Origin of the sequence: Micromonospora sp. NPDC049044, from assembly GCF_040649215.1 — a bacterium.
GTDB lineage: Bacteria > Actinomycetota > Actinomycetes > Mycobacteriales > Micromonosporaceae > Micromonospora.
Genome location: NZ_JBEZFA010000018.1, coordinates 98,873 through 125,522, shown reverse-complemented (window position 1 = coordinate 125,522; position 26,650 = coordinate 98,873). Strand labels below are relative to the sequence as shown.

24 protein-coding genes and 1 pseudogene are annotated in these 26,650 nt (G+C 72.1%); 5 read left to right on the top strand and 20 right to left on the bottom strand.

Features of this window, described 5'->3' with window-relative positions; translation table 11 throughout:
• Window positions 1-12: 12 nt before the first annotated feature.
• Together AB0B85_RS17440 and AB0B85_RS17435 are read right to left on the bottom strand one after the other, a co-directional pair.
• Window positions 13-1,215 carry a hypothetical protein gene (locus AB0B85_RS17440; RefSeq protein ID WP_357408354.1) on the bottom strand — a complete coding sequence of 401 codons (1,203 nt, stop codon included), beginning with the start codon at window positions 1,213-1,215 and terminating at the stop codon, window positions 13-15.
• Entirely contained in the window at window positions 1,212-2,372 is a 1,161-nt protein-coding gene (locus AB0B85_RS17435; RefSeq protein WP_357408352.1) for a ThiF family adenylyltransferase, read from the bottom strand. The genes AB0B85_RS17440 and AB0B85_RS17435 overlap by 4 nt, the downstream gene beginning before the upstream one ends.
• Before the next feature lie 419 nt (window positions 2,373-2,791).
• On the opposite strand from AB0B85_RS17435, the gene AB0B85_RS17430 reads away from it, so the two are divergent.
• Window positions 2,792-5,431, top strand: a complete 2,640-nt coding sequence (locus tag AB0B85_RS17430; RefSeq protein ID WP_357408350.1) for a tetratricopeptide repeat protein — start codon at window positions 2,792-2,794, stop codon at window positions 5,429-5,431.
• A gap of 74 nt (window positions 5,432-5,505) precedes the next feature.
• On the opposite strand, the gene AB0B85_RS17425 is transcribed toward AB0B85_RS17430, so the two are convergent.
• From AB0B85_RS17425 to AB0B85_RS17395, 7 genes are all read right to left on the bottom strand, one after another.
• On the bottom strand, window positions 5,506-6,366 hold the full coding sequence (locus tag AB0B85_RS17425; protein ID WP_357408348.1) for an oxygenase MpaB family protein: 861 nt from the start codon (window positions 6,364-6,366) through the stop codon (window positions 5,506-5,508).
• The gene (locus tag AB0B85_RS17420) at window positions 6,363-7,577 is read right to left on the bottom strand and encodes an MAB_1171c family putative transporter (RefSeq protein WP_357408346.1); all 1,215 of its coding nucleotides are present in this window, start codon (window positions 7,575-7,577) and stop codon (window positions 6,363-6,365) included. Before AB0B85_RS17420 ends, AB0B85_RS17425 begins: the two co-directional genes overlap by 4 nt.
• 7 nt (window positions 7,578-7,584) lie before the next feature.
• Window positions 7,585-8,157: a hypothetical protein gene (locus AB0B85_RS17415; RefSeq protein WP_357408344.1), complete on the bottom strand. Its 573-nt coding sequence runs from the start codon at window positions 8,155-8,157 to the stop codon at window positions 7,585-7,587.
• A 2-nt stretch (window positions 8,158-8,159) separates the two neighbouring features.
• Window positions 8,160-8,675, bottom strand: a complete 516-nt coding sequence (locus AB0B85_RS17410; protein WP_357408342.1) for a hypothetical protein — start codon at window positions 8,673-8,675, stop codon at window positions 8,160-8,162.
• Between the two features lie 293 nt (window positions 8,676-8,968).
• Window positions 8,969-9,400 (bottom strand): hypothetical protein, encoded by a 432-nt coding sequence (locus AB0B85_RS17405; RefSeq protein ID WP_357408340.1) that lies wholly within the window; start codon window positions 9,398-9,400, stop codon window positions 8,969-8,971.
• A 106-nt stretch (window positions 9,401-9,506) separates the two neighbouring features.
• A complete protein-coding gene (locus AB0B85_RS17400) occupies window positions 9,507-10,367 on the bottom strand; it encodes an ATP-grasp domain-containing protein (protein ID WP_357408338.1) in 861 nt (286 codons plus the stop codon).
• A gap of 123 nt (window positions 10,368-10,490) precedes the next feature.
• Window positions 10,491-11,135, bottom strand: coding sequence for a methyltransferase domain-containing protein (locus AB0B85_RS17395; protein ID WP_357408336.1), 645 nt, complete (start codon window positions 11,133-11,135; stop codon window positions 10,491-10,493).
• Window positions 11,136-11,285: 150 nt separating this feature from the next.
• Between AB0B85_RS17395 and AB0B85_RS17390 the strand changes: the two genes are divergently transcribed.
• Window positions 11,286-11,882 (top strand): XRE family transcriptional regulator, encoded by a 597-nt coding sequence (locus tag AB0B85_RS17390; RefSeq protein WP_357408335.1) that lies wholly within the window; start codon window positions 11,286-11,288, stop codon window positions 11,880-11,882.
• On the opposite strand, the gene AB0B85_RS17385 is transcribed toward AB0B85_RS17390, so the two are convergent.
• The 7 genes from AB0B85_RS17385 to AB0B85_RS17355 all read right to left on the bottom strand — a co-directional run bounded on the left by AB0B85_RS17385 (window position 11,879) and on the right by AB0B85_RS17355 (window position 19,934).
• The gene (locus tag AB0B85_RS17385; protein ID WP_357408333.1) at window positions 11,879-14,563 is read right to left on the bottom strand and encodes a bpX6 domain-containing protein; all 2,685 of its coding nucleotides are present in this window, start codon (window positions 14,561-14,563) and stop codon (window positions 11,879-11,881) included. The genes AB0B85_RS17390 and AB0B85_RS17385 overlap by 4 nt on opposite strands.
• The gene (locus tag AB0B85_RS17380) at window positions 14,560-16,215 is read right to left on the bottom strand and encodes a hypothetical protein (protein ID WP_357408331.1); all 1,656 of its coding nucleotides are present in this window, start codon (window positions 16,213-16,215) and stop codon (window positions 14,560-14,562) included. The genes AB0B85_RS17385 and AB0B85_RS17380 overlap by 4 nt, the downstream gene beginning before the upstream one ends.
• Window positions 16,212-16,622 carry a hypothetical protein gene (locus tag AB0B85_RS17375; protein WP_357408329.1) on the bottom strand — a complete coding sequence of 137 codons (411 nt, stop codon included), beginning with the start codon at window positions 16,620-16,622 and terminating at the stop codon, window positions 16,212-16,214. The genes AB0B85_RS17380 and AB0B85_RS17375 overlap by 4 nt, the downstream gene beginning before the upstream one ends.
• A complete protein-coding gene (locus AB0B85_RS17370) occupies window positions 16,619-17,770 on the bottom strand; it encodes an AAA family ATPase (RefSeq protein ID WP_357408327.1) in 1,152 nt (383 codons plus the stop codon). Before AB0B85_RS17370 ends, AB0B85_RS17375 begins: the two co-directional genes overlap by 4 nt.
• A 66-nt stretch (window positions 17,771-17,836) precedes the next feature.
• Window positions 17,837-18,478 (bottom strand): hypothetical protein, encoded by a 642-nt coding sequence (locus AB0B85_RS17365; RefSeq protein WP_357408325.1) that lies wholly within the window; start codon window positions 18,476-18,478, stop codon window positions 17,837-17,839.
• The gene (locus AB0B85_RS17360; RefSeq protein ID WP_357408323.1) at window positions 18,475-19,224 is read right to left on the bottom strand and encodes a hypothetical protein; all 750 of its coding nucleotides are present in this window, start codon (window positions 19,222-19,224) and stop codon (window positions 18,475-18,477) included. The genes AB0B85_RS17365 and AB0B85_RS17360 overlap by 4 nt, the downstream gene beginning before the upstream one ends.
• On the bottom strand, window positions 19,221-19,934 hold the full coding sequence (locus AB0B85_RS17355; RefSeq protein ID WP_357408321.1) for an ATP-binding cassette domain-containing protein: 714 nt from the start codon (window positions 19,932-19,934) through the stop codon (window positions 19,221-19,223). The genes AB0B85_RS17360 and AB0B85_RS17355 overlap by 4 nt, the downstream gene beginning before the upstream one ends.
• A 112-nt stretch (window positions 19,935-20,046) precedes the next feature.
• Between AB0B85_RS17355 and AB0B85_RS17350 the strand changes: the two genes are divergently transcribed.
• Both AB0B85_RS17350 and AB0B85_RS17345 read left to right on the top strand, forming a co-directional pair.
• The gene (locus AB0B85_RS17350) at window positions 20,047-20,895 is read left to right on the top strand and encodes a histidine kinase (RefSeq protein ID WP_357408319.1); all 849 of its coding nucleotides are present in this window, start codon (window positions 20,047-20,049) and stop codon (window positions 20,893-20,895) included.
• On the top strand, window positions 20,892-21,557 hold the full coding sequence (locus AB0B85_RS17345; RefSeq protein WP_357408318.1) for a response regulator transcription factor: 666 nt from the start codon (window positions 20,892-20,894) through the stop codon (window positions 21,555-21,557). The genes AB0B85_RS17350 and AB0B85_RS17345 overlap by 4 nt, the downstream gene beginning before the upstream one ends.
• 8 nt (window positions 21,558-21,565) lie before the next feature.
• On the opposite strand, the gene AB0B85_RS17340 is transcribed toward AB0B85_RS17345, so the two are convergent.
• A complete protein-coding gene (locus tag AB0B85_RS17340) occupies window positions 21,566-23,746 on the bottom strand; it encodes a UvrD-helicase domain-containing protein (RefSeq protein ID WP_357408316.1) in 2,181 nt (726 codons plus the stop codon).
• Between the two features lie 191 nt (window positions 23,747-23,937).
• Between AB0B85_RS17340 and AB0B85_RS17335 the strand changes: the two are divergent.
• A pseudogene (locus tag AB0B85_RS17335) lies at window positions 23,938-24,405 on the top strand (NADAR family protein); the annotation flags it as partial.
• Here AB0B85_RS17335 and AB0B85_RS17330 read toward each other — a convergent pair.
• Genes AB0B85_RS17330 through AB0B85_RS17320 form a run of 3 tightly spaced genes read right to left on the bottom strand, consistent with a single transcriptional unit; the run spans window position 24,389 to window position 26,617 of the window.
• Window positions 24,389-25,981: a serine hydrolase domain-containing protein gene (locus AB0B85_RS17330; protein ID WP_357408314.1), complete on the bottom strand. Its 1,593-nt coding sequence runs from the start codon at window positions 25,979-25,981 to the stop codon at window positions 24,389-24,391. The pseudogene AB0B85_RS17335 and the gene AB0B85_RS17330 sit on opposite strands and share 17 nt — an antisense overlap.
• A gap of 18 nt (window positions 25,982-25,999) precedes the next feature.
• Entirely contained in the window at window positions 26,000-26,275 is a 276-nt protein-coding gene (locus tag AB0B85_RS17325) for a hypothetical protein (protein WP_357408312.1), read from the bottom strand.
• Window positions 26,276-26,278: 3 nt separating this feature from the next.
• Complete coding sequence (locus tag AB0B85_RS17320; protein ID WP_357408310.1) at window positions 26,279-26,617, bottom strand: winged helix-turn-helix domain-containing protein; 339 nt, start codon at window positions 26,615-26,617, stop codon at window positions 26,279-26,281.
• Window positions 26,618-26,650: the final 33 nt, after the last annotated feature.

Below are 26,650 nucleotides of genomic sequence, written 5' to 3'. Positions count from 1 at the left end.
TGGACGAGCCGATCAGGTGGCGCTGCGGCGTTCGGTGACGAGGACCCAGCCGAAGGTGGCGAGTTGCAGGGCGACGAGCGCGAGGAAACCGACGCCGTTCCAGAAGGCGAGCCCGTCGACGGGAGCGTCGAGGCCGTCGATGGCCAGCCGGACCATAGTGGCCATGGCGGGCACCGTGAGGGCCAGCAGCGCCGCGGTGACGGCGAGCGAGCCCAGCAGGTAGAACGGCGCGTACCAGCGGATGATCCGCAGTTCCCGGGCCGGCACCCCGCCGAGGTCGGATCCGGGGTCGCGGCCGACCAGCCGCCGCACCTGGTTGGCCAGCCACCGCCGGGTGTCGCCCATCAGGTCGCCGAGGCGCAGCCAGTTGCCCAGGACGTAGTAGATGTCGGTGCGCATGAACACCAGAAACTGGTAGACCACCGACAGCGTGAGCGTGTAGACGACGCCGCGCACCAGCCGTTCGTGCACCCCGGCGAGTTGCAGCACCAGGCAGGCCGACATGAGCAACAGGTCCCAGGTCAGCCCGGCCAGGTACGGGGCGTAACGGCGGCGCCGGGGCACGGAGCGGACGGCTGACATCTCCGTCTGCGCGACCAGGAACCACAGCCTTCGGCTGATGGAGAGCCGCCCCGTGACGTCCAACGCCCGCACGGTGGCCGCGTGCGCCAACTCGTGCAGCAGCACCAGCACCCAGGCCACCATCGCGACGACCAGGGCGTTGGCCAGCACCCCGTCCAGCAGGAACGCGTCGGCCGGGGTGGGCCGCAGCGAGGGAACGAGCGCCAGCAGCAGCGGTGCGGTCAGCCAGCCGCCGACGTAGAGCACCCGCATCGGTGGTGCGAGCAGCCAGGAGACCCGCCGCGGCGACAGGTTCGCCAGCACCGCCACACCCCGGCGGGGCGCCTCGGCCCCGGTCGCCGGTGCGCCTCCGTCTCCCGTCGTGGCGTCCAGCCGCAGGAAGCCGCAGGACGCGATCCCGTCGAGGAAGTCGGCGAGGTCCGGCTCGGTGCCGTACCGGTCGGTGAACCGCCGGCGGACCTCGCCGAGCGGCAGTCCCGCGCCGAGCCACCGGACGAGGTCGACGCCCTCGGCCGGCAGCTCGACGAATTCGCCGGTGTCGACCCGGCCCACCTCGCACACACCGTCCTCGCTCTCGCCGATGTGCAGCGGATACAGGCGGACGACTGTGGTGTCGGTGAGCGTGCTGGTCACGGCGCGGACCCGGACGCGACAGTGGCCCGCAGGTCGTCGGGGCGGGGGACCCGACCGTCCGGGCCGCAGGCGGCGCAGTCGTCGAGCATCGTGCCCTCGGCGAACTGCGTCTCCATCCGGTGCACGTCGACGACGAGCTTCCGGCCGACGATGACCGGCTCCGCCATGCCGGTGAGGTGCTTGACGGCCTCCAGGGCGGCCAGATTGCCAATCATCCCGGCCATCGGCGCGTTGCACGGGTTGATGGTCCGGTCGCCGATCACCCCGACCACGTACTCGGCCATCGGCGTGTACTCCGGGTGGTTGGCCGCGGCGTCCTGCTCGACGCACTGGAAGCAGGCGGTCTGGTAGGGCACGTGCAGGAAGAGGCTGACCGTGAGCCCGTCGTTGGAGCCACGCATCCACGCGGTGCCCTCCCGCAGGGCCGCCTCGTTCAGCCACTGGTAGAGCGTGAGCCGGGGCCGGTCAGCAGCACAGATCACCAGGTCTCGGCCGGCCATGCAGGCCCGGGCGGCCTCCACCCCGTCGACCCGCGCGTTGCGCGCGCTGATCCGCACGTGCGGGTTGATCTCGGTCAGCCGACGGACGGCGGCGCTCACCTTGGGCTGCCCGACGTCGGCGTCGGTGTAGAGCACCTGACGGTTGAGGTTCATCAGTTCCACGTCGTCGTCGTCGACGAGCAGGATGTCGCCGACCCCGATGGCGGCCAGGCTCATTGCCACGTACGACCCGAGGCCGCCGATCCCGAGCACCGTGACCCGGGCGTCGCGCAGCCGTAGCTGGAAATCGGCAGCGGTCAGTGGCGGCTTGTGGAAGTAAGAGAAGAACTCCAGGTTGCGCCGGTACCGCTCGCGCTCCACCGCCGGCAGCCGGTCCGGCGGGGGTACGGCGGCATCCTCCACGAAGCCCATGTCGACAAGCGCGTCGACGGACTCGTCGACCTCGGCGGCGGTGATGCCCGGAGCGTGCTCCGCCATCGCCTGCGCCAACTCGGGCCGGGTCCGGGTACCGTCCAGCAGGTTCAACAGGTGCCAGGTGTTGCCGTGCTCGTCGTCGACCATCTCCGAGGCGATGCCGTAGTCGCCGCCGCCGATGCGGATGCGGCCGTCGCCCAGCGGGATGGGGGGAAACACGCTCTTGATTCGGGGTCGCCTCATCCGTACTCGCTCCTTCTGGTCCTGGGGGTCGACAGTCGCCCCGGTCGTCGTGGCGGTCCTGGTCACCGCCCGGGCGGGCGGTGACCAGGACACTCGGGTCAGCAGTCCGTGCAGGGGCTGCAAGCGCAGATGACTGTGGTCTCGATCTTCTCGAGACGACGGATCTGGATCTTCATGGCGACACCTCCCTCCCGGGTCTCACGGCCGACCTGACCGCGGCCGGCGGTGCCCGGACCAGCACCTCGGTGAAGTGTGTGACGGGCCGCCGGGCCGTTGGTGAATCCCGGACGATCCCGGACGGCAGCCACCGGTGTCCTCCGTGTCCACTCGGCGGATCAAGGACAGATCCGGTGACCCTGCCGGACAGCAGGGGTCTAGTAGGAGCACAAGCCCGAGATCAGCACCGTCCAGGAGCCGCCGTGACCGAGTCGCCGTCGAGTGGAAGCGGGATGGTGGCACCGCCGGATCCCGGGCTGGCCGGCTCACTTGACGAGGTGGCCCAACGACTACGGCTGTTGAAGCTCTGGGCCGGTGACCCGTCCTACGACACGATCAAGAATCGGATCAACGCGGTCGGGAAGGCGACGGGCCGGCCCGGTGGTGTGACCGCCAGGAGGACGACTGTCGCCGACTGTTTCAAGGGCGGCCGAAGGCGGCTCAACACCGATCTGGTGATCGCCGTTGTCGAAGCGTTGCATCCGGACGTCGGATACGTGGCGCAGTGGCGGCAGGCGCTCCGAGTCGTCGGCGGGGAGGCCCGGGCGGCGTCGCAGGTGCGGGTCCAGGACAACCTGCCGCAGGATCTGCCTGGCTTCGTCGGTCGGAGCGCCGCGCTCGACTGGCTCCGACGGGAGCTGGACCGGGGCGACCGGGCCGGCGAGCGGGTCGTGTTGGCGATCCAGGGCATGGCCGGCGTCGGCAAGACCCAACTCGCCGTCCGGGCCGCACACGCCCGGCACCGGCGGACACCGTTCGACCGGATCCTCTTCGTCAACCTGCGGGGATTCCACCCGGACCCCGGCCAGCCGCCAGCCGACCCGGCCTCGGTCCTGGAAGGCTTCCTGCGCCTGCTCGGCGTCGCCGGGCAGCAGATCCCGTACGACCTGCCCGCCCGGGTCGCCACCTACCGCCGCCTCCTGGTCGGCACCCGCACGCTTGTGGTGCTTGACAACGCCAGCGACGCCGAACAGGCCCGCCCGCTGCTGCCCGACACCCCGGGCTGCCCGGTGCTGATCACCAGCCGGCGCGATCTCAGCGAACTGCCGCACGCCACACCGCTCACCGTCGACCTGTTCACTCCGGACGAGTCGGCTGCGCTGCTCGCCGGGGGCGGGCCGCCCCTACCCGGCGGCCCCGACCCGAACGCGGTGGCCCGGATCGCGCACCGGTGCGGCCATCTCCCGCTCGCGCTCGGGCTGGTCAACGCGCACCTCAGAAGCACCTCCGGCTGGACCTTGACCGATCACGCGGACCGGCTCGACGAGCGTCACCACCAGCGGCGACTCGACCTCAGCGTGGAACTCGCCTTCGATCTCTCCTACCGGGAGCTGTCCACCGAGCGGCGACGGCTGCTGCGTTTCGTGGCGGCACACCCCGGCGACGATTTCGACGCCCGCGCCGTTGCCGCCCTCACCGGCATCGACGCGTCCGACGCGGCGGTCCACCTGCACCACCTGCACCGGGACCACCTGCTGCAACAGGCCACCCCCGGCCGGTACGCCCTGCACGACCTCATTCGCGCGTACGCCGCCAGCCGGTGCGGTGACGAAGACCCACCACCCGAACGGCGGGCCGCGCTGACCCGGCTGTTCGACTACTACGTGGACACCGCTGCCGCCGCCACTGACGTCCTGTACCCGGCCGGGTCGGACCGTGCGGCGTCACCAGGTGCCGTGCCGCTCGCGGCTCCGCTCGAACCGGACGCCGCCCGCGACTGGCTGGACACCGAACGTCCCGCGCTCGTCGCCGTCGCCGCGTACACCGCCGCCCACGGCTGGTCCGCCCACGCCACCCGACTGTCGGCAAGCCTGTTCCAGTACCTGCACGGCGGGTATTCCACCGACGCCCTCGCCATTCACGAGCACGCGCGTACCGCCGCCCGCCGTGGCGGGGACCCCGCCGGACAGGCCCACGCCTCGACCAGCCTGGGCGCCACCTACGCCCAGCTCGGCCGATACGGGCCGGCCATCGAGCACCTCCAGCAGGGCCGGACCCTGTTCCGGCAGGTCGGTGACCAGGTCGGCGAAGCCCGCGCGCTTGTCAACCTCGGCGTCATCGAGTCGCAGCTCGGCCGCAACCGGTCCGCTGCCGCCAGCTACGGGCAGGCCCTGGCCCTGTTCCGGCGCGCCGGCCACCAGGCCGGGGAGGCGCACGCGCTCAACAACCTCGGTGAGGTCGAAGCGCACCTGGGTCAGTACGGGCTGGCCACCGAGCACGTGCAACGATCCCTGACGCTGTTCAAGCGGATCGGCGGCCGCACCGGCGAAGCCTGGACGCTCAACACCCTCGGCGACATCGAGATTCGGCTGGGTCGGCACCAGGCCGCCGGGATCCATCTGGAGCGGGCCCTGGCCATGTACCGCCAGCTCGGCAACCACACAGGTGCGGCCTGGACCCTGAACAGTCTCGGCACCCTGCACACCCGACTCGGCCAGCTCAGCTGCCACCACCAGCAGTCGCTCGACATCTTCCGCGAGACCGGCGAACGGTACGGGGAGGCCAGCGCCCTCAACGGGATCGCCGAGGCCGCCCGCGTCGCGGGCAACGTCGCCGACGCCCTTGCCCAGCACAGCGCGGCACACGCGATAGTGGTCGAGATCGGCGCGTACCACGAGCACGCCCGCAGCCACGCCGGCCTCGGTCACGCCCACCGTGTCCTCGGTGCCATCAGCTCCGCCCGCGATCACTTCCAACGGGCACTCGCCCTCTACACCGACCTCGACATGCCCGAGGCCGAACAGATTCGTGCCCACCTCGCCGCCCTGGACAGCAACGGCGCCGGGCACCCGAGCCCGGACCTGACGGCACAGCTGCTGGTGGGCACGATGAGCTGCGGGTGACCGTCGGCCCCCGGGCTTTTCCGCCGCGCCGCGCGGCCGGCGAGGCGACCGACCGGCCGACGCCTCGGTACGCGTTACCCGGGCCCGCCGCCGGGCCGCGGACCGAGCTGACTGATCTCGTACCCGTCGGGGTAGCTCTTGGCGTTGATCCCGTCGGCGAACAGCGCCGTCCTGCGGGGCGCGCCGAACCACAGCTGCGCTCTCGCCCGCGTCTTCAACGCCACGTGCAGGCCCGCCCGAATCGGCCACCCCGGCGGGTCGACCCGCATCGCGCGGCGCAGTGGCGCGTCGTACATCGCGCTGACAAGCGCGTTTCCCAGCGGTGCGAGCGGCCGGGGGAGGCGGGCGAGCATCAGCATCCGGGTGGCCCGCTCGATGGCCGCCGCGTCGTCGTTGGGCTGTAGGTGTGCGGTGTCGTGGGCGTCGAACCAGGTCTCGAAGTCGTCGTACGAGCCGGGGATGTCGGTGATGCCCATCCGTCGGCCCAACTCCCGGTAGAACAGGAAGGTGGCCTGCCGCTCGTGGCAGCAGGGCGGTCGCCAACCGTAGCTCTGCAACCACCGCGTCGGGATCACCACGAGGCAACCGAGGACGTAGCGGAAATCGTCGTTGCTGATGTCGTAGGGGCGGTGGATCTGGTTGACGCGCCGCACCGCGTCCCGGCCGCGGGGCTGCTCGAACCCGTTGAGCACCATCTCGTACATCAGCAGGCCGGTGTCGTCGAGCCGCTTCTGGGTGCGGTCGGTCAGCTCACCGGTGGCGGTGTGCACGGCGGCGATGGCGGGGATGGAGAAGGACCTGTTGAAGGCCAGGTTGAGCCCGAGTTTCAGGTCCCACGGAAACTCGTACCGCAGCATGGTCTGGTAGATGTCCAGGTAGTCGCGCTGCGGGTCCAGCGCACGGATACGCGTCAGGTTCGCGTGGCGGCCTCTCATCGGCGGGCGTCTCCAGTGGTGCGGTTGCGGGTCGCGGCGAGCGTCTGCGCCACCACCGGCGAGCGGGCGTAGGCGTCGGTGACGAGCGTCAGCCACGCCACCTCGCCGGCGTAGCCATCGTCCGGGCGGTGCAACTCGTCGGCGGGCTGGGGGGTGTCGGCCGCGAGCCCGGCGTCGTGCCGGCGCAGCGCGCAGGCCAGGTGGGCCGCCTCGATGGTCGCCCGCCGCTGCTCGGCGGTCAGTCCGGCCCGCTCGGCGAACTGCTCGGCAAGCGCCGTCACGCTGACGTCGCTGTACGGACGCAGCGCCAGACGGCCGTCGCGGATCTCGGCCACCCGGCGGGTCAGCGCGTAGTCGATGTCGCGCGCCGCCGTGAGCGGCCGGCGCAGGGCGCTGTCGAGTTCCAGCTCGGGCAGGGCCGCGACGAGGTCCCGCCAGAGCGGCTCGAGCCGCCGGTAGGAGTGCAGATCCTCCCACCGTCGCGTGATCCGCAGAGTGGGCCCCCAGGCCGGCATGGTGAGGCCGACAGTGATGAGCAGCGCGCCGATGGTCACCAGGACCGCGGCGATCTGCCGCTCGCCGGTGGGTTGGTAACCGGCCCAGTAGCCGACGAGATACACGATCTTGTTGGTGCTGTAGAGCAGTGCGAAGGCCGCACCAACCGCCGTGATCCGTAGGCCACGGCGCAACCAGGGCCGACCGCAGATCTTCGCGAAGCCCCAGCACAGCCGGGCGATGTCGAAGCAGTAGGCGAAGAAGCCGAGCACCAGGAAGACCAGCAGGTAGGCGGTCACGAGGGGGTCGGTCGCGTACTCGACTGTCAGCAGCACCGGGTCGTCGTAGCTGAGGGTGTAGGCGAAGAGGCCGGCCATGACGAGGAAGGCGAGCCCGGTGACCCGCACCCAGACGCGGGCGCGGGCGGCGGCCCTCGCCGGGGGAAGTGCGAAGTGCAGGAGCATGATCTCGGCATTCGCCGAGATGGTGAGCGCACAACCGTGAGAGATGACCTTCGCCAGATTGGGCAGGCCGGACGCCTCATCGATAGCTGTCGCGATCGGCGGGATGGCGGCGGTGATCCCGGCGGCGAACGCCCCGAGGCCCACACAGATCGCCCGGCGGGCCCGGCTCGGGTGGCGGCGCTGCAGGCGCACCATGTAGCCGAAGGCGACCCAGCCGGCTACGGCGCACAGGGTGTACAGGGCGGTTTCCATCGCTCGACTACCAGTGGGGTTGCTCGAGGGAGTGCCGCAGCCGGCCGTACAACTCGGCGTCCTGGCCGTCGAGCGGTTCGTCGTCGACGTCGCCGCGCCGGCCGCGGAGCCGCCGCAGGAGCAGCGATCCGATCATCTCGGCTTCGCGTTCCTCGGCCGCGGCATAGTTGCTGCGGCCGAGGCTACGCTGGACCAGCTGTGGGTCGAGGTCCGGCAGCAGCAGTCGGGACGCGTCCGCGTCGAGCACCTCGGTCGCCCGGTGTCCGGCGAGCAGATGACCCAGTTCGTGGCCGATGATCAGCTGTTGGTGCAGCGGTGAGGTGTCCTGCTCGAAGAAGATGGCGTCGAAGTCGCGGGTCGGCACGCACATCCCGCAGACGGTCTGCGCCGGCAGCCTGATCGGCATCAGGTGGATGGGTCGGCCGCGACGGGCACCGAGTGCGTCGCACAGCGTCTGGATGTCGAACGGCTCCGGCACCTCGAGCTCGTCGAGGATCCGCTCGCAGCGCCTGCGTAGTCGGTGCAACTTCACGTAAGCGTTCTCCTGCTCGTCGGCGTACTCCCACCGGAGGATGTGCACTGTCAGCTGCGATCGTCGGGCGCGGAACCGGTCGTAGCGGTGCCCTCGGCCACCGCCCGCAAGCGGACCACCATCTGCTCGATGAGCTGCGTGTCGGTCGCGGAGAGTCCGTTGTCGGTGAGCACCTGACGCAGCGCCACCTGCTTGACGTCCATCCGGCGCAGTTCGCTGAGCAGGGTGATCTGGTCCTGTATCCGGCGGGCCGCCGCGTCGTCGACGAAGTAACCCGAGTTGACGCCGAAGGCGGCGGCCAGGGCACGGACGTGTGAGGTACGGGGATCACTCGCCACACCGCGACGTAACTCGCCGATGTAGGCGGCGCTGATCGTGACACCGGTCTCCGCCGCCGCTTCGTTGATCTTGTCGGCGATCTCCCGGTTGGTGTACTTGCGCCCCGGCTCGTCGGAGTCGCCGAGCTCCTCCCGGGTGGGGCGGATCTCGTCGAACAGATATTCGAGCCGCGCGGCCAGGGTGTCGAGGGGCGGCAACGCCTGCTCCGTATGCCGATCGTCGGCCATGATTCTTCACCCTCCAAACACCGAAACGACAGTGTCGCAGATGCATGCCGCAACGAAACAGATGTTGACACGGGCACGGAACGTGAGCGTATGCTCGCTCCTGTTTGGAGCAACGCGCGTTGAGCGGTCAGCCAATCTGCTCAACGCCCGTTGCGTGGCGGGCAGCCCCGAGGTCCGCCGGCCGAATGGGGAGGAGCCGTGGGAGGGGTCAGCTCCGCAAGGAGCACGACGGGGGGACTCCTCCTGCAGCACTGCCACCGCGGCAGCCCGCCACCCCGCCCGGCGGCCGGGCGTCAGATCCACCGCCAGGGGCGGACCGCCCTCCGGACCCGTCCGCGCCACCGGGCCCGTCGCGGGTGCAGGAAACTCCGGACGTCGTCGAGCGCATCATCGGCGGTGCCGCTGACGTGCGGCAGCGCGCGAGCGCGGCGCAGGGCGGCGACCACCCGGCGTTCGTCCAGTTGACGGTGGACCCTCGCGAGGTGCCCCAGGCAGATGGCAGCGACAGCGGAGACGTCGTGGTCCTCGTGTTCGAGCAACCGCAGATGCAGCTCCTGCGCCTCTCGCCAGTCTCCGTCGCCGTACAGCGCGGTGCCGACCATGGCATCCAGCGCGGCGGGCAGATCGCCGCGGTCGAGCGCGGCCCGCACCTCGGCCGGTGTCGACGACGGCGGGTTGCCGAAGACGCGCTGCGGCGGCACCGGGGCGTCATCAGTTGATGTCATCCACGGCACCCTACTGGCGGCCGGTGGCCTCGGACAGCGGCGCAGCCTCGATCGGTTCGGGTTGCGGGAAGGCCGGGGTCGCGCCCGGGGCGACGGCGGGCTCGGTCTACTGCTGGCCGGACGGCCCGCCGGCCCAGAGCGCGGTGACGAATTCGTCCGCGCCGATGCTTGTCGGTCGGTCGCTGACCTGGCCGTCGCCAAGTTCGATCACGCGCCAGACGCCGTCGTCGCGGCGGGCGAGGTCGACGGAGACGAACGGCAGGTCGAGGGCGGCGACCAGCGGGGTGAGCGTGGTGAGGTCGAAGCTGGTGGGTGAGAGGTCGTCGGGGCTGTCGGGGTGCGCGCCGATGAGCACGCAGGTGCCCCCGATCCACCAGGTGCGGTATTCGGCGGTGGTGAAGCGCTCGAAGGTACGCAGGACGAAGCCGCCGGTGAAGTCGTCGGCGCGCAGTTCCCGGAAACGGCTGGCGACCCGCCAGGCGGGGGAGGGGTCGGTGAGGTCGGGGATGAAAGCCGCCTCGTGCCAGTGGTGTTTCATCGACTTCGTGTAGTCGCGCAGCACGGCGGCACCGCTACCGAGCCGGATCCGGGCCTGGTCGAACGCGGTCCGCTCCGCGCTCGTCGTCCAGGCGGAGGTGGGGGTGACCGGGGCGAGGCCGTCGTACCAGCCGGGGAGTTCGTGGGCGCGGCGGTACTGCTCGGCGCTGGTGCGCAGGGTGACGCCACGGGCGGCGAGGGCGTCGGCGAAGCCCGCGTACTGGTCGCTGCGGAGCATCCACCCGCGGTAGACCGCGACGCCGCCGGCGGGCACGGCCCTGACCGCGGCCTGCGGATCGCCGCTGGCCAACGCATCGTGGTCGACCACCGCGACGTCGAGCCCGGCGGCGCGGGCCGCGTGCGCTTCGGGCGCGAAGTGGTCGTCGGGCCGGCGCGGCCGTAGCGGATTCGCGGGGACCAGCAGCATCATCCGAGCATCCTGCCGCAGCGACGTCAAAGATTTCCGCCCCGATAGTCGGATCTGCGGGGCGCAGTTCGTGTTCTTCCGTGCGGGTGAGTCCGTCGCCCAGGTACTGGGCGTCAGGTGGTCGGGTCAGCAACGGCGGCTGGCCCTGACGACCACGTCGTGCATCGAGACGGCTCGGCCACCGTGACCGGTCAGCGCCCGGTGTGACTCCCGAGCGGTAGTGACGTCCCAGCGGAGCGGGTCGAGGCGTGCGGTGATGTCGGCGGCCGTCACCGAGGCTGCGGCGGGCGGCACGGACTCGTCGTGCCCATGCCCGGTGGCGCGGGCGTGGTCCTGGTGGTGGAGGTGCCCGACGATGAGCAGGGTGCCGGCGGGGGCGACCCAGGTCGCGATGCGGTCGTAGAAGTCCAGCTGTGCCATCGCGGGGTGCGCGTAGTGGGTGGTGACCAGGTCGTACTGTGCGTCCGGCTGCCATGTTGACAGGTCCGCCTGGACCCAGCGCACCCGATCCGCGACGCCGCTGGCGGCGGCGCGTTCGGCCGCGTGGGCGAGCGCCGCGCTGGCGATGTCCGCCGCGGTGACCTGCCAGCCAGCGGTGGCGAGCCAGATGGCCTCGGCCCCGGCGCCGCAGCCCGCGTCGAGGGCCGTTCCGGGCGCCAGGTCGCTGACCTCCCGCACCAGGTGCGGGTTGGGCTGGCTGGTGGCCATGGCGGTGGCCCGATCGCCGTCCCAGATCTGGTCCCAGTAGTCCCTGTCGAACGAGTGCGTCATCGAGCGCCTCCCTTGTCGGCAGGGGCACGGCCACAGCCGCCCCCGGCCCGCCACTGCCGATCATGGCTACCCGGAGGGCAGCCGGCTGTTCAACAGTGACCAGCGGTGGACGCGACCGCAAAGTTCTTTGCCAAATGGCAAACTGGCACCATGGACGAGGCAACGGACCGCACCCTCGACGCCGTCGGGCCGCGGCTCAAGCAGTTGCGGCAGCGGCGCGACATCACCCTGACCGACCTCGCCGGGGAGACCGGCATCTCCACGAGCACCCTGTCCCGGCTTGAGTCCGGGCTCCGGCGTCCCACCCTCGAACAGCTGCTGCCGCTGGCCCGCGCGTACGGCGTCACCCTCGACGAACTCGTCGACGCGCCACCGACCGGCGACCCACGGATCAACCTGCGTCCGCTGCCCACCAGCGACGGTTCCACGATCCTGCCGTTGACCCGCCGGCCCGGCGGCATCCAGGCCTACAAGTTCGTCCTCCCCGCCGGCCGCGACGACGCCGAGCCCGACCTGCGCACCCACGAGGGCTACGACTGGGCCTTCGTCCTCAACGGCCGACTCCGCCTGGTGCTCGGCGAGCACGACCTCATCCTCGAACCGGGCGAGGTTGCCGAGTTCGACACCCGCACCCCGCACTGGTTCGGTGCCACCGGTTCGGGTCCTGTGGAGTTCCTCAGCCTCGTCGGCAAGCAGGGCGAACGCGCGCACGTCCGGGCCGCACCCCGGCGGCCCGAAGCCCGTTAGAGACGGGTCCGCAGCCGGGCGACGGCTTGACGGCGGGTGAGGTCGACCACGACCAGCCGGCCGTTCTCCTCCCACACGGTGAGGGTGTCGGCGTGATGGCGCATGCCGATCGCCCCGGCGGCGGCCGGAAACACGACGCGCAGGTGGCTGCCGCCGATCTCCACAGTGGTGTCGGTGGGCCGGTCGATACGCACCGCGGACATGGTCCCGCCGGTCAGCAGGGTCGGCTCCGCCGCCACCGTTCGGGCCGCCGCGTAGTTTTCTTTCACCCGGTACGTGTCGGTGGCCTCGTCTCGGCTGGTGGTGATCAGCGCCGAGGAGGCGAGCAGCACGACGCTGGCGAGGCCGTCGAGTTCGGCAGGTCGGCGCGTCCGCAGCATGAGTCCGGGCAGGTCCCAGCGCCACACCTCGGTGTGGTCCGCGTCGGAGCCCGGTTGACCGGTGATCCGGAGCAGTGCGGCGAGGCTGGTCGGGCTCCGGGCGATGTCGAGCACCGCGACGTCGGAGTCCAGTTCGCGCCACGCGACGCGGGGTACGTCGGCGCTCAGGTCGACGAACGCGATGCCGTCGTCGTCGACCACGGTGAGCAACGCGCCGTCGTAGCTGGGCAGCACACGGTGCGCCCTGATCGCGACGGTCGGCCGCAGCCGGCGGGTGCTCAGGTCCAGGCCGCGGACCGTGCAGGCGGAGCCGCGCCGCGCGACGAGCAGCACGTTCGCGCCGTGATCGGCGACGACAAGCTGGTGTGCGGGCACGTCCCAGCTGGCCCGGGTCTGGCCGTCCAGGCCGATCAGGCGTACCCCGAAATCGCCGTGCGCGGTCAGGATGGCGCGGCCCGAGAGCAGCACTGCGTCGTGGATCGGCAGTTGTCCGGGCTCGCCGGCCGCCGAGATGTCGACAGGGGTGTCCGGGCCGGCGATACCGCTCGCGGGCAGTGGTGGCAGGTCGGCGGCGGCCAGCCGGTCGGCCCGGTCCCGCAGCCGGCCGGCGAACCGCCAGCGCTCGCCGGCGTCCGGGCCGGGACCACCCGCCGGGTCGCGGACCAGGAGCCGCAGCGCGGCGGTGCACAGCCGCCGGTCCGTTGCCCGGTCGGTGCAGCGCAACCCGGCGAGCGCCGCCACGAAGCCGCGCTGGGCCGACGCCAACTCCTTGTCGCGACCGTCGAGCAGGGCTATCGCGGTGCTCACGCTCGTGCTGCTCGGGCGCCAGGTGACCAGGTGTGCGAGAAGGTGACCCGCGGTGGGGCCGCCGAGCGCCATACCGGCCTGGATGTTCGTCACCACAAGCGGACGCAGCGTGTCGTCGGGCCAGGCCGCCTCGACGGCACCGAGATGATCGTCGGCGGCCTGCCGGGCGCGTACCCACTCGGCACGCAACTGCCGGGCCGCCGCAGCGTCGACGCGGGCAAGGCGCTCGACGGCGGCGGCGAATGCCCCCCGGGTCCGCGCCACGAGCAGCGCGCGGTCCCGGTCGCCGGCCCGCCACCACAGCCGCACCGCCATGCCCGGATCGAGTTCCCGTCCCTCGGCGAGCGTCGCGGCGAGCTGGTACCTGCGGTGTCGCTCCAGCAGCGCGACCGCCTCGGCCGGCAGGTCCAGCAGATCCGCGAGGACGAACGCGGATTCCGCGACCCGGCCGGCCCGGTCGAGCTCGGTGGCCGCCCGCCGGTAGAGCGTCCGTAGGTGTTGCTGGGCCCCGACGTCGAACGGGACCCCGGCTGCCCCCGGCAGCTGCGGGTGCGGCACCAGATCACCGGTGCGCGGCCGGGGGAGCCGAAGGGTGGGACGCCCACCCGGTCCACCCACCGCGATCGCCGCCCGCAGGGCACGGTCCCAGTCCCGACGCTCGAACGCGGCGGTGAGTCGCCGGACGTAGCGGTGCTGCGCGTTGCGGGCCAGCCGGACGGCGCTGCTCGCCCGCACGAGCCGGGCGAGCAGCGCGTCCCACCAGCCCCCCGACGACCTCCCGCGACCGGACTGCCCGCCACCACCCGCCGCGCCTGCGGTGCTCCGGGCGAGCATCGAGTTGATGACCCAGAACAGGCCCGTACCGAGGGCGAGCACAAGCGTCGGGTGCGGTGCCGCGACGAGCGCGGCGAGGCCGTACCCGACGATGGCCGCGACGATCTTCGCGACGAGGGTGTCGGGGAGCCGGCGCCGCCGGCGCGATCGGGTGGCGGCGGACCGCAACCGACGGGTCCGCCGCGGCGGTGGCCCGACAGCGGCCACCGCCCGCAGGTCAGGTGCCGGTGGGGGTGGCTGCCAGGGTGCCGGCGTCGCCGCGGCGACGACCGCGCGGTCAAGTGCCGCGAGCGGCTCGATCCGCAGGTCGGTCAGGTCGAGCCACGAACTCCGGTCGACGCGGGGCAGCGCCGCCCGGCTGAGCCGGGTCGTCGTGCCCGCTGTGGGAACCAGCACGTCCCCGGGCTGGGCACCCTCCACCGAGGTGCCGTGCGGGTGCAGGACGCCACCGGTCTCGACGAGAACGAGACCGGCAGCCAGCTCCGCGCGTACCGCGACGGCCTGGTCGAACTCCAACAACCACGCCCCGGTGGGCAGGTCGAACAGCGCCGCACCCGACTGCCAGGTCTCGACCACCCGCCGGCGTGCCTCGACCTCCCCGACCAGGGGTACGTCGACAAGCAGGGCGCGGGCCGGTAACTGGCCGCGGAATGCGCTCATCCGCTGCTCCGAACCGTGCCCAGAACCTGGTTCGCGGCCAGGTCGGCGATCTCGATCAGCCCGCCCGGCCGTGGCACGGCCAGCCACGGCTGGTTCGGGTGCAGCGCCGCCGCGCCCACGCCGCCCGACCAACGGGTCAGTGTCTGGGTCCCGGCCGGCGAGACCAGGCGGACGATCAGCCCGCCGCCGGACAGGGTCACCAGGTGCGGGCCGTCGAGGTCGACCAGACCGATGACCGTCGTACCCCTGTCGATCGTCACATCGCCCACCAGCCCGGACGCCCCGTGGATGCGCCAGGTGGTGTCCCCGAGCGACCAGGCCGTCCTCGCCCCGACGCCGAGGACCACACGGGCGGTGGCGGGGATCCGCACCGCGTCGGGCAGACCGGTGCCCCAGATACGGGTATCTCCCCGCCGGGCCAGCCGCGGCTGGCCCGGTTGCCGGCCGGGGGCAACCGTCACGACGTCGGGCAGCGGGCAACCGGCGGACAGGTTCCACCAGCCGCCACCGAACTCGCACAGCAGGTTGCCGCCCTGAAAGTAGAGTGGCGACAGCGGTCCCGTCGTCGCCGCGTCGACAGCGGAGACCGACAGTCCGAGGGTGGCCAGCGGCACCGCGAAATGCTGCGTCTGGCCCAGCGGTTTACCGATCACGACCGACCGCAACGTCTCGTCGACACAGGTCACCATCACGAGTCGGCGACCGAACCGGGCGGCGGCCACGGCCGGGCCGGGCAGGTGATGTCGTCGCGGCCGGCCGGTCGGCACCCGCACCGAGACGACCTCGGCCGGTCCGTCGCCGCGGGCGATCAGGTACGGCGCACCGCTCGGGAACACCGGTGCCCGCAACGGCCCCGCGCCGGTGCTGGCCGGGGCCGCCCGCAACGCGGTGCCGCGCAGGATCCGCAGCGCGATGTCACCAGGCGGCAACGGGAGATCAAGGTGTCGGTCGCCGACGCGGGCCCGTACGACGCTGGCGCCGTCGACACCCCACTCCTGCTCGTGACTCACCAGCACCCGGTGCCGGTCGGGCAGTTCGCTCGCGAGGTGTGGGCCGGTCAGCACCCAGGCCTGATCGGCGGCGTCCAGCTGCTCGGTCCACTCCCGTACGGTCGACGGGTCCGGTTCGGTGGTCCGGCGGGCGACCAGCCAGCCGGCGAGCTGTCCACTCAGGTCGCCGTCGCGCCAGCTGCCCGGTCGTTCACCAAGCACGCCCATCACCAACGACCGCCCCTGGCCCGCGGCCCGGCGATGCAGCACGACGAGCGCGGCGAGCTGCACCAGCCGGGCGGCGCCCAACTGCCCCGGGCCGGTGTCCACGAGGACGACCACCCGGCCGCGGGCCGCCGGGGACCGGGTCGCCGGCGCCAGGTACAGCAGCTCCCCGTCGGCGGCGCGGCGGACGAACTCGTCAGGTAGCTCCTGCCACAGCTGCAACTGCGAGGGAAGTAGCCGCTCGATGGTGCCGCGCGGGGCCAGTCCGTCGTAGCCGTCGGGTTGGCCGTCGGCCGTGCCGCTGTCCTCCGCCCCGGCGAACAGTTCGTCGATCCGTCGTACCAGCGGACCGATGGCGAGCGCGACGTCACCCGTCAGCGCCGACAGTGCCGACGCCCACGGCACCAGCGACGTCGGGAGGGTCCGGTGGTCGCTCATGCGGGCGCCAACCATCGGGCATCGACCGGCTCCCGCGGCAGCGGGCCGGCCAGGACCAGCCCGGGCAACAGGGCGATCAGTCCGGCCCGCTCGTCGGTGAGGTGGCGCAGCGGCTCGCGCAACAGATCGGCGCACGGCCAGGGCTGGGCGAGGGTCGGAACGAGCACGCCGCCGTCCCAGCCGAGGTAGACAGCGCCATCGGCCCACGGCAGATCCGCCCGGTCACCGAGCACGATCAACCAGCGCTGCAGCCGGCCCGCGCAGGCGCGCAGGCGGGCCCCGGTGGCCACCCGCAGTAGCGTGTCCGCGCGTAACTCGGGCACCACCGCGTCGGCCGCGACGACGGCGGCGGCGGGCAGCGGGACGTCGCGCTGCCGCCACCGCAGGGACATCCGCGGTGCGCTCACCGCTTGATCGCGGCGACCAGGAGGCCGCGGATGTCCCGCACCGCTGGCGGGGCCTCGGCCAGCACGAACCCCGCGTCGATCTCTCGTAGCGTCGCCTCCAGGCGCAGCCGGTCCTCCTGCGCCAGCGGCGCGCTGCCCACCTCGTCGAGCAGTCGACGGCCGGCGTCGACAAGCCGCGCCGCCTGGGCCTGCCGGCCCCTGGCGAACTCCTCCGCCGCGTACACCAGACTGCCGTTCCGTCCCTGTGCCAGCAGGTCGGAGAGCACCTCCCGGGCCGACGCCTGGGCGTCCAGGGTCGGCGCGATCAGCGGAAGCACCCAGAGGTCATCGGCGCTCGCCGTGGTGCGTCCGTCCAGGGCCGCCGCGGCGGCCACCAGCCGCTGCGAGCGCACCACCCGGCGGTCACTGAGTGGTACGCCCGCCTGGCGCAGTTGGCGGATCGCGGTGGCCAGCGGGCCGCGTACTCCCTGGAGGTCACAGCCACCGGCCGCCCGGGACAGCCGGTCCACCGCCGCCAGCAACGATCCGGGCGGGTCGGCCGGCCGGGCACCCGTCTGCCAGCCCACCTCCAGCAGCTCGTCCAGTCGCGCGTCCGGGACCGGAGTGACGAAGACGCGGGCCAGGAACCGGTCCGCGAACGCGGCAAGCGCCGGATCATCGGGCAGACTGTTGGCGGCGCCCACGCAGACCCGCAGCGGGCACGGCAGGAGGGTCGAGCCCCGCCGGAACACCCGCTCGTTGAGGATTCCCAGCAGGGTGTTGAGCACCGCCGTCGAGCCGAGGAAGACCTCGTCGAGGAAGGCCACCTCCGCTTCGGGCAGCATGCCCGCCGTCTCGAACTCCACAGTCCCCTCGCGCAGCCGGCGCAGGTCGACCGGGCCGAAGATCTCGCTCGGCTCGGTGAACCGTCCGAGCAGGTACTCGAAGTACCGGCCGCCGAGTTGGTCGGCGGTGCGCCGTACCGCTTCCGACTTGGCCGTACCGGGTGCGCCGATGACGAGCACGTGCTCGCCGGCGACGGCGCTCAGCGCCACCACCTCGGCGACCACCTCCCGGTCGACAAGACCGGTTCGGGCCCGCGCGACGGCCTCCCGCACGACGGCCGCGTCCGTCGACAGGGGAGCCAGCTGCCTGGAGATCGTGTGCACCGGCGAAGTCTACGAAAACAGCACGTCCACCGCCCTCCCCATGTGATGCCGTTCGGGCCGCGGGACTCACGCGTCGCGGTAGCGGAACGTCAGTGCGGCAAGCGTCAGGGCGGCGAGCGTCCACGCGATCGTGGCGACGGCGCCGTGCGACGGGTCGAGGGCGGCGGTGTCCGGCAGGTACGCGGCGCTCGCGGTGGACCCGGCCCGCAGCAGCGGGCCGGCGACGAAGTACAGACCGAGCAGCAGGATCGCGGCGGGCACGGCGCTGCGGACGACGGTGGCGACCGCCGCCGCCAGCACTGTGGTCAGCGTCAGGTACGCGGTCGCGGCGGGCGTCCAGGTCGCCCCGTCGGCCGGCAGGGTGCTGGTCGCCGCCGTCGCGGCGGCCACCGGCAGCGTCAGGGCGGCCAGCGCGAGGGCCTTCGCCACCTGTAGGGGCAACCGACGGGGCATCGCGAGCACTGTGGTCCGGATCTGGTCGCCCTCCTGGTACTCGGACGTGGCCGCCAGCACGCCGAGCACCAGGAAACCGGCCTGGGTGTAGCCGAGCGGGGCCAGGGCGGCGTCGTCGCCGAGCGGCTCACCGTGGGACTCGGCGGACGCGTACGCGTACGTCAGCAGGACGGTGGCGGCCCAGGTCAGCAGCGCGGTCCGGCGCAACGACGGCAGGGTCAGCAGTTTGCGCAGTTCGGCGCGGGCGGTGTTCACGCGTCGCGCCGCTGGAACAGGACGGCGCCGACCGCGAGCAGCGCGACGATCCAGGCCGTCATCACCAGGCCGGCGGTCATCGGGGGGACCTCGACGGGGAAGTCGGTGCCACGGATGAACATCTGCGCGCCGACGATGTCCGGCAGGTAGGAGGCGAGGTCGGTGACCTTCGTCAGCAGGTACGACACGGACACCACGGAGCTGTTGATGATGAGCAGGGTCAGCGGCACGATGCCGTTGCGGGTGATCAGCGTGATCGCGTACGCGAGCAGTGCGGTGAGCGTCCAGTAGAGGATCGCGGCGGCGATCCGCGCCGGGGCGGGTAGGGGAGCGTGTGCGCCGTGCAGCAGTTGGGTGAGGGCCAGGGTGGCGGCGGTGGTGACAGCCGCCTGTGCCGCGACCACAAGCACCAGTGCGGTGGTCTTCGCCCCGAGTAGGCGCAGCCGGTGCGGGACCGCGATGAGCGTGGCGGTGAGCTGGCGGGCGCCGGGGGCGTCCCGGGCGGTAGACGTGTACTCGCTGCTCACCACGATGACGCCGAGGACCATCGGACCGATCAGTCCGATCCCCAGGTCACGCAGACCCAGGTCGGACAGGTCGGTGAGGGTGCCGTCGGCGATCGCGCGGCGGGTGTACGGCGCGTTGAGGAGGACGATCACCGGTGCGACAAGCGTGCCCAGCACCAGACCGACCCAGGCGGTGGGCAGGCTGAGCAGCTTGCGTAGTTCGGCGCGCACCAGGTTCACCACGGGCCACCCGCCTCGGTGGCGGTCAGTGCGAAGAAGGCGTCCTCCAGGGTGCGGTGGGCGCCGGTGACCTCGGCGAGTCCACCGTGGGTCACCACCCGGCCCTTGTGGATCACAACGACGTCGTCGGCGATCTCCGCCAGTTCGCCCATCAGATGGCTGGAGAGCAGCACCGTGCGGCCCTGCTCGGCACTGTCGCGCAGGAATCCGCGTATCCAGCGGATCCCGGCCGGGTCGAGCCCGTTCACCGGCTCGTCCAGGACCAGCACCGCCGGGTCTCCGAGCAGCGCGGTCGCGAGCCCGAGCCGGCGGCTCATGCCGAGGGAGAAGCGGCCGGCGCGCTTGCGAGCGTCGCCGGTCAGGCCCACGGCCTCGAGGACCTCGTCGGCGCGTGAATCCGGCAGGCCGTTGCTGGCGGCCACCCAGCGCAGGTGGGCGCGGGCGGTGCGGGCCCGGTGCGCCCCGCTGCCGTCGAGGAGGGCGCCGACTGTCGTCAGCGGGCGGTCCAGTTCCCGGTACGGGCGTCCGCAGATCAACGCGGTTCCGCTCTGCGGGCGGTCCAGGCCGAGCAGGATCCGTAGCGTCGAGGTCTTGCCGGCGCCGTTCGGCCCGAGGAAACCGGTGACCCGGCCGGGTCGGGCCTCGAACGTGACGTCGGACAGGATCCGCGTTCTGCTCCTGGTCTTGTTGACGCGATCGATGGTGATCATGGGTCGAGTCAACAGGTGCGCCGACCGGCACACATCGGACCGTTCTCGGATCCCGCCGGCCGGCTCGGCCCACGGACCGTCAGACCCTGGTCTGAGAACTACAGTCGGGCCGATGAACGCCCACCCGCGCCCCTGCGGGCGGTCCAGGACCGTGCCGGTGGCCGCCGTGGTGGTCAGCGTGCTGGTGATGTCCCTGTGCACGGTCGGCACGCAGGGCCCGCTCGCGCTCATCCTGCCGCCGCTTATCGTCGGCGGCGCTGTCGCGACAGCGGTGTGGGCGGTGCGGCGGTCCCGCGCCGACCGCATCGCCTACGAGTCGCGGCTGACCGCCTGGGCCGCCGCCGAGGCGGTGCTCGCCGAGCGGCTACGGATCGCCCGCGACCTGCACGACATCGTCTCGCACGGCCTGGGTCTGATCACGGTCCGCGCGGCGGCCACCCGGCACCTGCCCAAGTCGACCGAGGTGCAGGCGGCGCTCACCGACATCGAGGACGCCAGCCGGCACGCGACAGCCGAGTTGCGCCGCATGCTCACCGTCCTGCGTGAGCCGGCCGCCGACGGCCGCCGTGCGCCGGTGGACAACCTCGACGACCTGCCCGGCATCGTGCACGGGGCGTCGCTGGCCGGGATCCGGGCCCGGCTGACTGTCGAACCGCTCGGCGCGGTGTCGCAGGGCGTGCAGGTGGCCGTCTGCCAGACCGTGCGGGAGGCGCTCAGCAACGCCGCCCGGCACGCGGGACCGACCGACGTGCGGGTGCTTGTGTACCGGGACGGGAGCCACGTGGTGGTCACGGTGGCGGACACCGGCCCGTCGGCCGACGGGTGGCGGGCGTCACCGGGCGCCGGACACGGGCTGGCCGGGTTACGGGAGCGGGTCGGCAGTCTCGGGGGCACCCTGTCGGCGGAGCGCGTCGACGCGGGTTTCCGGCTCACCGCGCGGATCCGGGACGAGGCGGCGTGAGCGTCATCCGGGTGCTGTTGGTGGACGACCAGGCGCTGCTCCGACACAGCCTCGCCATGATCATCAACAACGAGCCGGACCTGGCCGTCGTCGGCGAGGCGGCCGACGGCGCGCGGGCCGTGGCGTGCGCCCGTACCGCCCGCCCCGACGTCGTGCTGATGGACGTCCGGATGCCGCACCTGGACGGCCTCACCGCCACCCGGCGCATCTGCGCCGACCCCGCCCTGTCCACCGCCCGCGTCCTGGTCCTGAGCATGTTCGAGCTGGACGAGTACGTCTACGAGGCGTTGCACGCGGGAGCGTCGGGGTTCCTGCTCAAGGACGCCCGCCCCGAAGAGTTGATCGAGGCGATCCGGCGGACCCACCGGGGCGAGTCGCTGTTCGCGCCGTCGATCCTCACCCGGCTCGTCGCGCACTACGTCACCGCGCCGCGACCGGACCGGCCGACGCCGGCACTGCGCCGGCTGACCGGACGTGAGGTGGAGGTGCTCACCCTGATCGGCGGTGGCCTGTCCAACGACGAGATCGCCACCGCGCTGGTGATCTCGGTGAAGACGGTGAAGACGCACATCACGCACCTGATGGCGAAGCTGGCCGTGCGGGACCGGGCGCAACTCGTGATCGCGGCGTTCGACGCCGGCCTGGTCCGGCCACGCCGCTGAAGCGTCGGCTAGCCCGTTGGCGTGAGGATCACCTGCCCGAGTTCCTGGGTGCAGCGGGTGAGCGCGACGTAGAGGCCGTTCCAGCCGCGCGGTTCGGCCGCGATGCCCTGCGGGTCGACGAGGAGCGTCGCGTCCCACTCCAGGCCCTTGGCCTGGGTGGCGGTGAGCACCGGAACGTCGCTCAGCACGGCCAGGAGCGCGCCGACGCGCTCGGCGGGGGCGATGACGCCGACCGTGCCGCCCCGCCACCGTTGCTGAAGCTGGTGCACCGCCTGGGCGGCGGTGCCGGCGAGCTCGGCGGCTGTGGTGCGGAGCTCCCAGGGGGTGATGCCGGCGGAGCGCACCGCCCGTGGTGGCGCGTTGTGGCTGCCGGCTCTCTTCAGGACCGGCTCGGTGAGGGCCATGACCTCGCGCGGGGTCCGGTAGCAGATGGTCAACTCCGCGGCGGTCCACCGGTCGCCGAAAACCGCCTGCACGGCCTCTGCCCAACTGCGGTGCCGGTGTGCCGCCTCGGCCTGGTCGATGTCGCCGACCGCCGTGATGGAGCGACTGGGACAGCGCCGTACGACCATCTGCCACTGCATCTCGGACAGCTCCTGCGCCTCGTCGATGACGACGTGTCCGTACACCCAGCCGCGCTGGCGGCGTGCACGGTCGGCGACGAACTCACCCTGTGGCTGCGGGGCTTCGTCAGTGCCCAGCAGGTCGGCGAGCGCGTCGAGCAGGGCGATGTCGCTCGACGCCCACGGCGTGGGCTCGGCCGCGACGGCGGTGATCTCCGCCGGGGACAGCAGCGGGGCGAACCGGGCCAGCCGGGCGTGGTCGGTCAGCAGGGTGCCCAGCAGGGTTTCCGCGTCGAGGGTGGGCCACCAGGACTCGACGAACCGGGCGATGCTGGCGCTCGCGGCGATCCGCCAACGAAGGTCCTCGACCTCCTCCTCGGAGAGCAGGCCGTCGACGTCACTGCCGGTGGGGGCCCTGCCGACGTGCTGCTCGCGCGTGAGGTCCCGGTCGACGCGGGCGAGGATGTCCTCGAAGCCCTCCTCCATCTCGGCCATCAGCGTCTCGCGCTGCTCGACCACGGCGTCGGCGAGGAGGTGGTGCAGGTGCTCGGCGAAGACCGCGCGGGCCCGGTGGTACGGCCGTCCCTGCACCGCCGAGGCGAGCGCCTGTGCCACCAGGGCGGCGGGGATGGCGTAGGACTCGCCCTCCCAGCGCAGCTTCAGCTCGCGGGGCCGGGGGAGCAGCGAGGTGACGTAGCTTTCCAACGCGGTCTGCCAGAGGGCCCGACCCTTGATTTCGGCGAGTTGCCGGCTCTCGTCGCGGCCCACCCGGACCCCCGGCAGCAGCGTGTCGCAGGTCGCCGAGACGACTGCCGTCTCACCGAGCGCCGGCAACACCTGGGCGATGTACCGGAGGAACCGTGGCGAGGGGCCGAGGACCAGGACCGCCTGGTCGGCCATCGTCCGGTGGGCGAACAGCAGGTACGCGACGCGGTGCAGCGCGACAACGGTCTTGCCGGTGCCCGGGCCGCCCTGCACGATCAGCGGGCCGGTCGCCTCGGCCCGGATGATGTCGTCCTGCTCGCGTTGCAGGGTGGCGATGGCCGTCGACATGTGGCCGGTGCGTCGCTTGTCGAGGGCGGCCAGCAGGGCGCCCTCACCGACGAGCTGCGCCGACAGGGTCCCGTCCAGCGGCTCGTCGTCGACGCCGACGACTGTCGGTCCGGTGGTGCGGATGTGCCGGCGCCGGGCCTGACCCTGTGGGTCGACAGCCGTCGCGGTGTAGAACGGCCGAGCCGCGGCGGCACGCCAGTCCACGAGCAGGGGCTCGCTGTCCACGTCGTCGTCGCGCAGACCGATGCGGCCGATGTGGCGCACCGTGCCGTCGCGGCCGTCGAGGCGGCCGAAGACCAACCCGTCAGTTGCTCGCCGCAGCTCCTCGTACTGCTGCCGGAGCATGCGCTGGCGGGCCTGCTCCACCGGGTCCAGGGCCACTGCCGAGAGCTCCGTTCGGAGGCTGTCGGCCACCCTGTCGCGGCGGGCCGTGGCCAGGTCGAGAAACGCCTGTTCCTCGGCGACCGCGGACTGGCGGGCGGCATCGTCCGCGATAACGGTCGGGCGCTCGCCGTCCGGTGCTCCTTCGCTGACGCCAGCAGTGCCGTCGTGCAGAGCAGAATCCTGTCGCATTCGCAATCCCCGTGCTTGTGGTCCCCCGGGGCCACGGCGGAGCCGCGGCCTATTCCCGGGCGAGCATAGAACCCATTCTTGTCATCGGCCACAAAACCTGTCGCCAGAGGTGGGAATCTCAATGCCTTGCGAATCCGGGCCACTCGTGACGACCACCGATCCCTATTGCTTATTGAAAACTGCGGTCCTTCCTGAGCCAGTGGTGGCCCGTGCCCTTCAGTGTGGACGGGCGGGAGTTCCGTACCGCCGAGCACTACATGATGTGGCGTAAGGCCGTCCTGTTCGGCGACGAGGCGACAGCGTCGAGATTCTGACGGTGACGCACCCCCATGCGGCGAAGACCCTCGGACGGCAGGTCGACGGTTTCGACGAGCAGGTGTGGCAGGAGCATCGCGACGACATCGTCCTCGCGGGCGCGGTGGCGAAGTTCGGCCAGCACCAGAAGGTACGCGAATACCTGTTCGGCACCGGGACCCGGGTGCTCGTTGAGGCGAGTCCGCTGGACCGGGTGTGGGGCATCGGGTTGGCTGCCGATCGCCCGCACGCCGTGGATCCCCACCAGGTGGCGCGGGTTGAATCTACTCGGCTTCGCACTCATGCGGGCCCGCACGATGCTCGGTGTCGAGGAACCGACGCCGCACGTCAGGTTGCCTGAATGACCGGCTGCCGACTGAGCGTCGGGTCAGCGGCCGGCGGGCGGGCGATGGCGACGCTGCGCAGGCCCATGGCCAGTCGGGTCAGGGCGAGTGCGGTTGCCAGGGTGACCACGGCGATGATGGCGTGGCCGATGTCCGGGGCCCACAACCGAAGTTTGGCAAGGTCGGCGCCCTGCCAGAAGGTTGGCAGGAGCCAGGCGGTGCCGGCTGCCACAGCGGCGGACCCGCCGGTCCAGGCGATGGTGGTGATGAGAGATCGGCCGCGCGAGTGGGTCGACATGCTGGTGCCCTGCCGGACACTGCGGATGAGGCGGATCCAGGATCGGGCCAGAACGACGATCAGCAGCACGGCGACGCCGAGCAGTCCGGCCAGGACCCAGACGTGAGCCGGGTCGGCGGCGGCGGTCGTGGGTGTGCCGCCGTGCAGGATGCGGGCGAGATTGAACGCTCCGGAGCTGAGCGGCGCGTCCATCGTCAGGCCGTAGATGTTGGTCATGATGATGACGGCGAGGTTCGAGTCGGGTACGAGCACGAGGTGGGCGAAGTAGTCCGGGGTCGCGCCGGCGTGCCAGACGATGCGGGCGCCGACGCCGTCGAGTGTGCTGTTCCGCCAGCCGAACCCGTAACTGCCGTGACCGGTGGACACGGTGCCGGTGTGCATCTGCTTCGTGCTGTCGGCACCGAGGACCCGGGTGTTTCCGTAGCGGCCACCGTTGAGTTGCGCTGTCGCGTAGTGGGTCAGGTCGTCGAGGCTTGCCGCGAGGAAGCCGTACGGCACTCCGGCGGTGTCGAACGGCGCCGCGAAACGCTGCGGTTGGCCGAGGTAGTAGCGGTGTCCGGCCGGAATCCCGACCGCACGAGCCTCGTCGACGGTGGCCGCCGCATGTGTCATCTGGAGTGGATCGAGCACGTGCCGGCGCAGGTAGGTGCCGAAGGTGTCGCCTGTGACGTTCTCGACGAGCGCGCCGAGAATCATGTAGTTGGCGTCGCTGTACTCGTGGCGCTGTCCCACGGCGGCGGTGGGTCGCAGGGTGGCCAGGTCACGCACGGATCGGGTCAGACCGCCAGGCCGATTGTCGTACCGGTCGGTCAGGCCGGTGCTCCAGACCTGCGGTAGGCCGCTCGTGTGAGTCAGCAGTTGGCGGACGGTGACCGTCCGGGCCGTGTGCGCGTCACCCAGGGTCAGCCATGGCAGGTATGTGGACGCCGGGGTGTCGAGGTCCACCCGGCCGGCCTCGACCAGTTGCGCCACCGCGAGCGCGGTGAACGACTTGCTCGTCGAGCCGAGCAGGAACGGGGTCTGTGTTGTCATCGGTCGACCGTCACCGTCGACGCCCCAGGCGCCGCTGCGCAGCACCTGGTCGCCGCGTACCACCGCGTACGCCAACCCGGGGGCGTTGATCTGGTCCAGGTAGGTGTGCAGGTATTCCTCACCGGCGGTCAACTCGTCGCCGGGCACGACGCGGTCGATCGCCGGGTCGGCGGCGACCGGTGCGGCCGTCGTGACCAGCGCGGTCAGGCAGCTGGCCAGCGCGGCCAGCCGACGCGCCCGCCATCGTGATCGGGTCCATCCACTCATGTCGTAGGTCCTTTCGCGTCAGCCGATTTGGCTCAGCAGCTTTTCCAGCGCGGCCAGCCGATGCGTGACCTCGCCGAGCTCGGCGCGTACGCGCTTGAGTTCGTCCGCCATGGCCTGGCCACCATCGGCGCTCCGCTCGGCCAGCAACCGGTAGCCCTCCTCCCGCGCCGCCTCGTGACGGGCGCGGTAGAGGCCGAATCCGACGAACCCGGCGACGACGATCACCGCCGTCACGATGACCGTCAAGGCGATGGTGGACGTCTGCGCCAGGTCCGACGCCAGCTGATGGGTCATTGCTCACTTCTCCTGTTCTCCGGCCGGCCCCGTGCCGGTCAGGGTCTGCGCGGCCAGCGCGACCGCCTCCAGGTCCAGGGCCACCGTGAACGGCGTGGCCTGGAAATACTTCACCGAGCTGCCGTCCGGCGCGGTGACCAGCTCGCCGGTCACCAGCTCGGCGGCCTCCAGCTTCTGCAGGTGCATGTAGAGCAGCGGCCGGTTCATCTGCAGCCGCCGGGCGAGTTCGCTGACGTAGGTGCGGCCGTCGCTGAGGGCGGCAAGGATCCGCAGGCGGTGCGGGCTGGCCAGCGCGGCCATCAGCGACACCAGCTCGTCACCGGTGCGCGGGGTGCCGCTCATCCAGGGAGCCTTCCTTGGCGCGGGCGTCAGAAA

Coding starts and splice junctions, on each gene's coding strand:
- AB0B85_RS17435 (WP_357408352.1), bottom strand. CDS start 2,372: ATGAGGCGACCCCGAATCAAGAGCGTGTTTCCCCCCATCCCGCTGGGC.
- AB0B85_RS17425 (WP_357408348.1), bottom strand. CDS start 6,366: ATGAGAGGCCGCCACGCGAACCTGACGCGTATCCGTGCGCTGGACCCG.
- AB0B85_RS17420 (WP_357408346.1), bottom strand. CDS start 7,577: ATGGAAACCGCCCTGTACACCCTGTGCGCCGTAGCCGGCTGGGTCGCC.
- AB0B85_RS17410 (WP_357408342.1), bottom strand. CDS start 8,675: ATGGCCGACGATCGGCATACGGAGCAGGCGTTGCCGCCCCTCGACACC.
- AB0B85_RS17405 (WP_357408340.1), bottom strand. CDS start 9,400: ATGACATCAACTGATGACGCCCCGGTGCCGCCGCAGCGCGTCTTCGGC.
- AB0B85_RS17400 (WP_357408338.1), bottom strand. CDS start 10,367: ATGATGCTGCTGGTCCCCGCGAATCCGCTACGGCCGCGCCGGCCCGAC.
- AB0B85_RS17395 (WP_357408336.1), bottom strand. CDS start 11,135: ATGACGCACTCGTTCGACAGGGACTACTGGGACCAGATCTGGGACGGC.
- AB0B85_RS17390 (WP_357408335.1), top strand. CDS start 11,286: ATGGACGAGGCAACGGACCGCACCCTCGACGCCGTCGGGCCGCGGCTC.
- AB0B85_RS17385 (WP_357408333.1), bottom strand. CDS start 14,563: ATGAGCGCATTCCGCGGCCAGTTACCGGCCCGCGCCCTGCTTGTCGAC.
- AB0B85_RS17380 (WP_357408331.1), bottom strand. CDS start 16,215: ATGAGCGACCACCGGACCCTCCCGACGTCGCTGGTGCCGTGGGCGTCG.
- AB0B85_RS17355 (WP_357408321.1), bottom strand. CDS start 19,934: ATGATCACCATCGATCGCGTCAACAAGACCAGGAGCAGAACGCGGATC.
- AB0B85_RS17350 (WP_357408319.1), top strand. CDS start 20,047: ATGAACGCCCACCCGCGCCCCTGCGGGCGGTCCAGGACCGTGCCGGTG.
- AB0B85_RS17340 (WP_357408316.1), bottom strand. CDS start 23,746: ATGCGACAGGATTCTGCTCTGCACGACGGCACTGCTGGCGTCAGCGAA.
- AB0B85_RS17330 (WP_357408314.1), bottom strand. CDS start 25,981: ATGAGTGGATGGACCCGATCACGATGGCGGGCGCGTCGGCTGGCCGCG.
- AB0B85_RS17325 (WP_357408312.1), bottom strand. CDS start 26,275: ATGACCCATCAGCTGGCGTCGGACCTGGCGCAGACGTCCACCATCGCC.
- AB0B85_RS17320 (WP_357408310.1), bottom strand. CDS start 26,617: ATGAGCGGCACCCCGCGCACCGGTGACGAGCTGGTGTCGCTGATGGCC.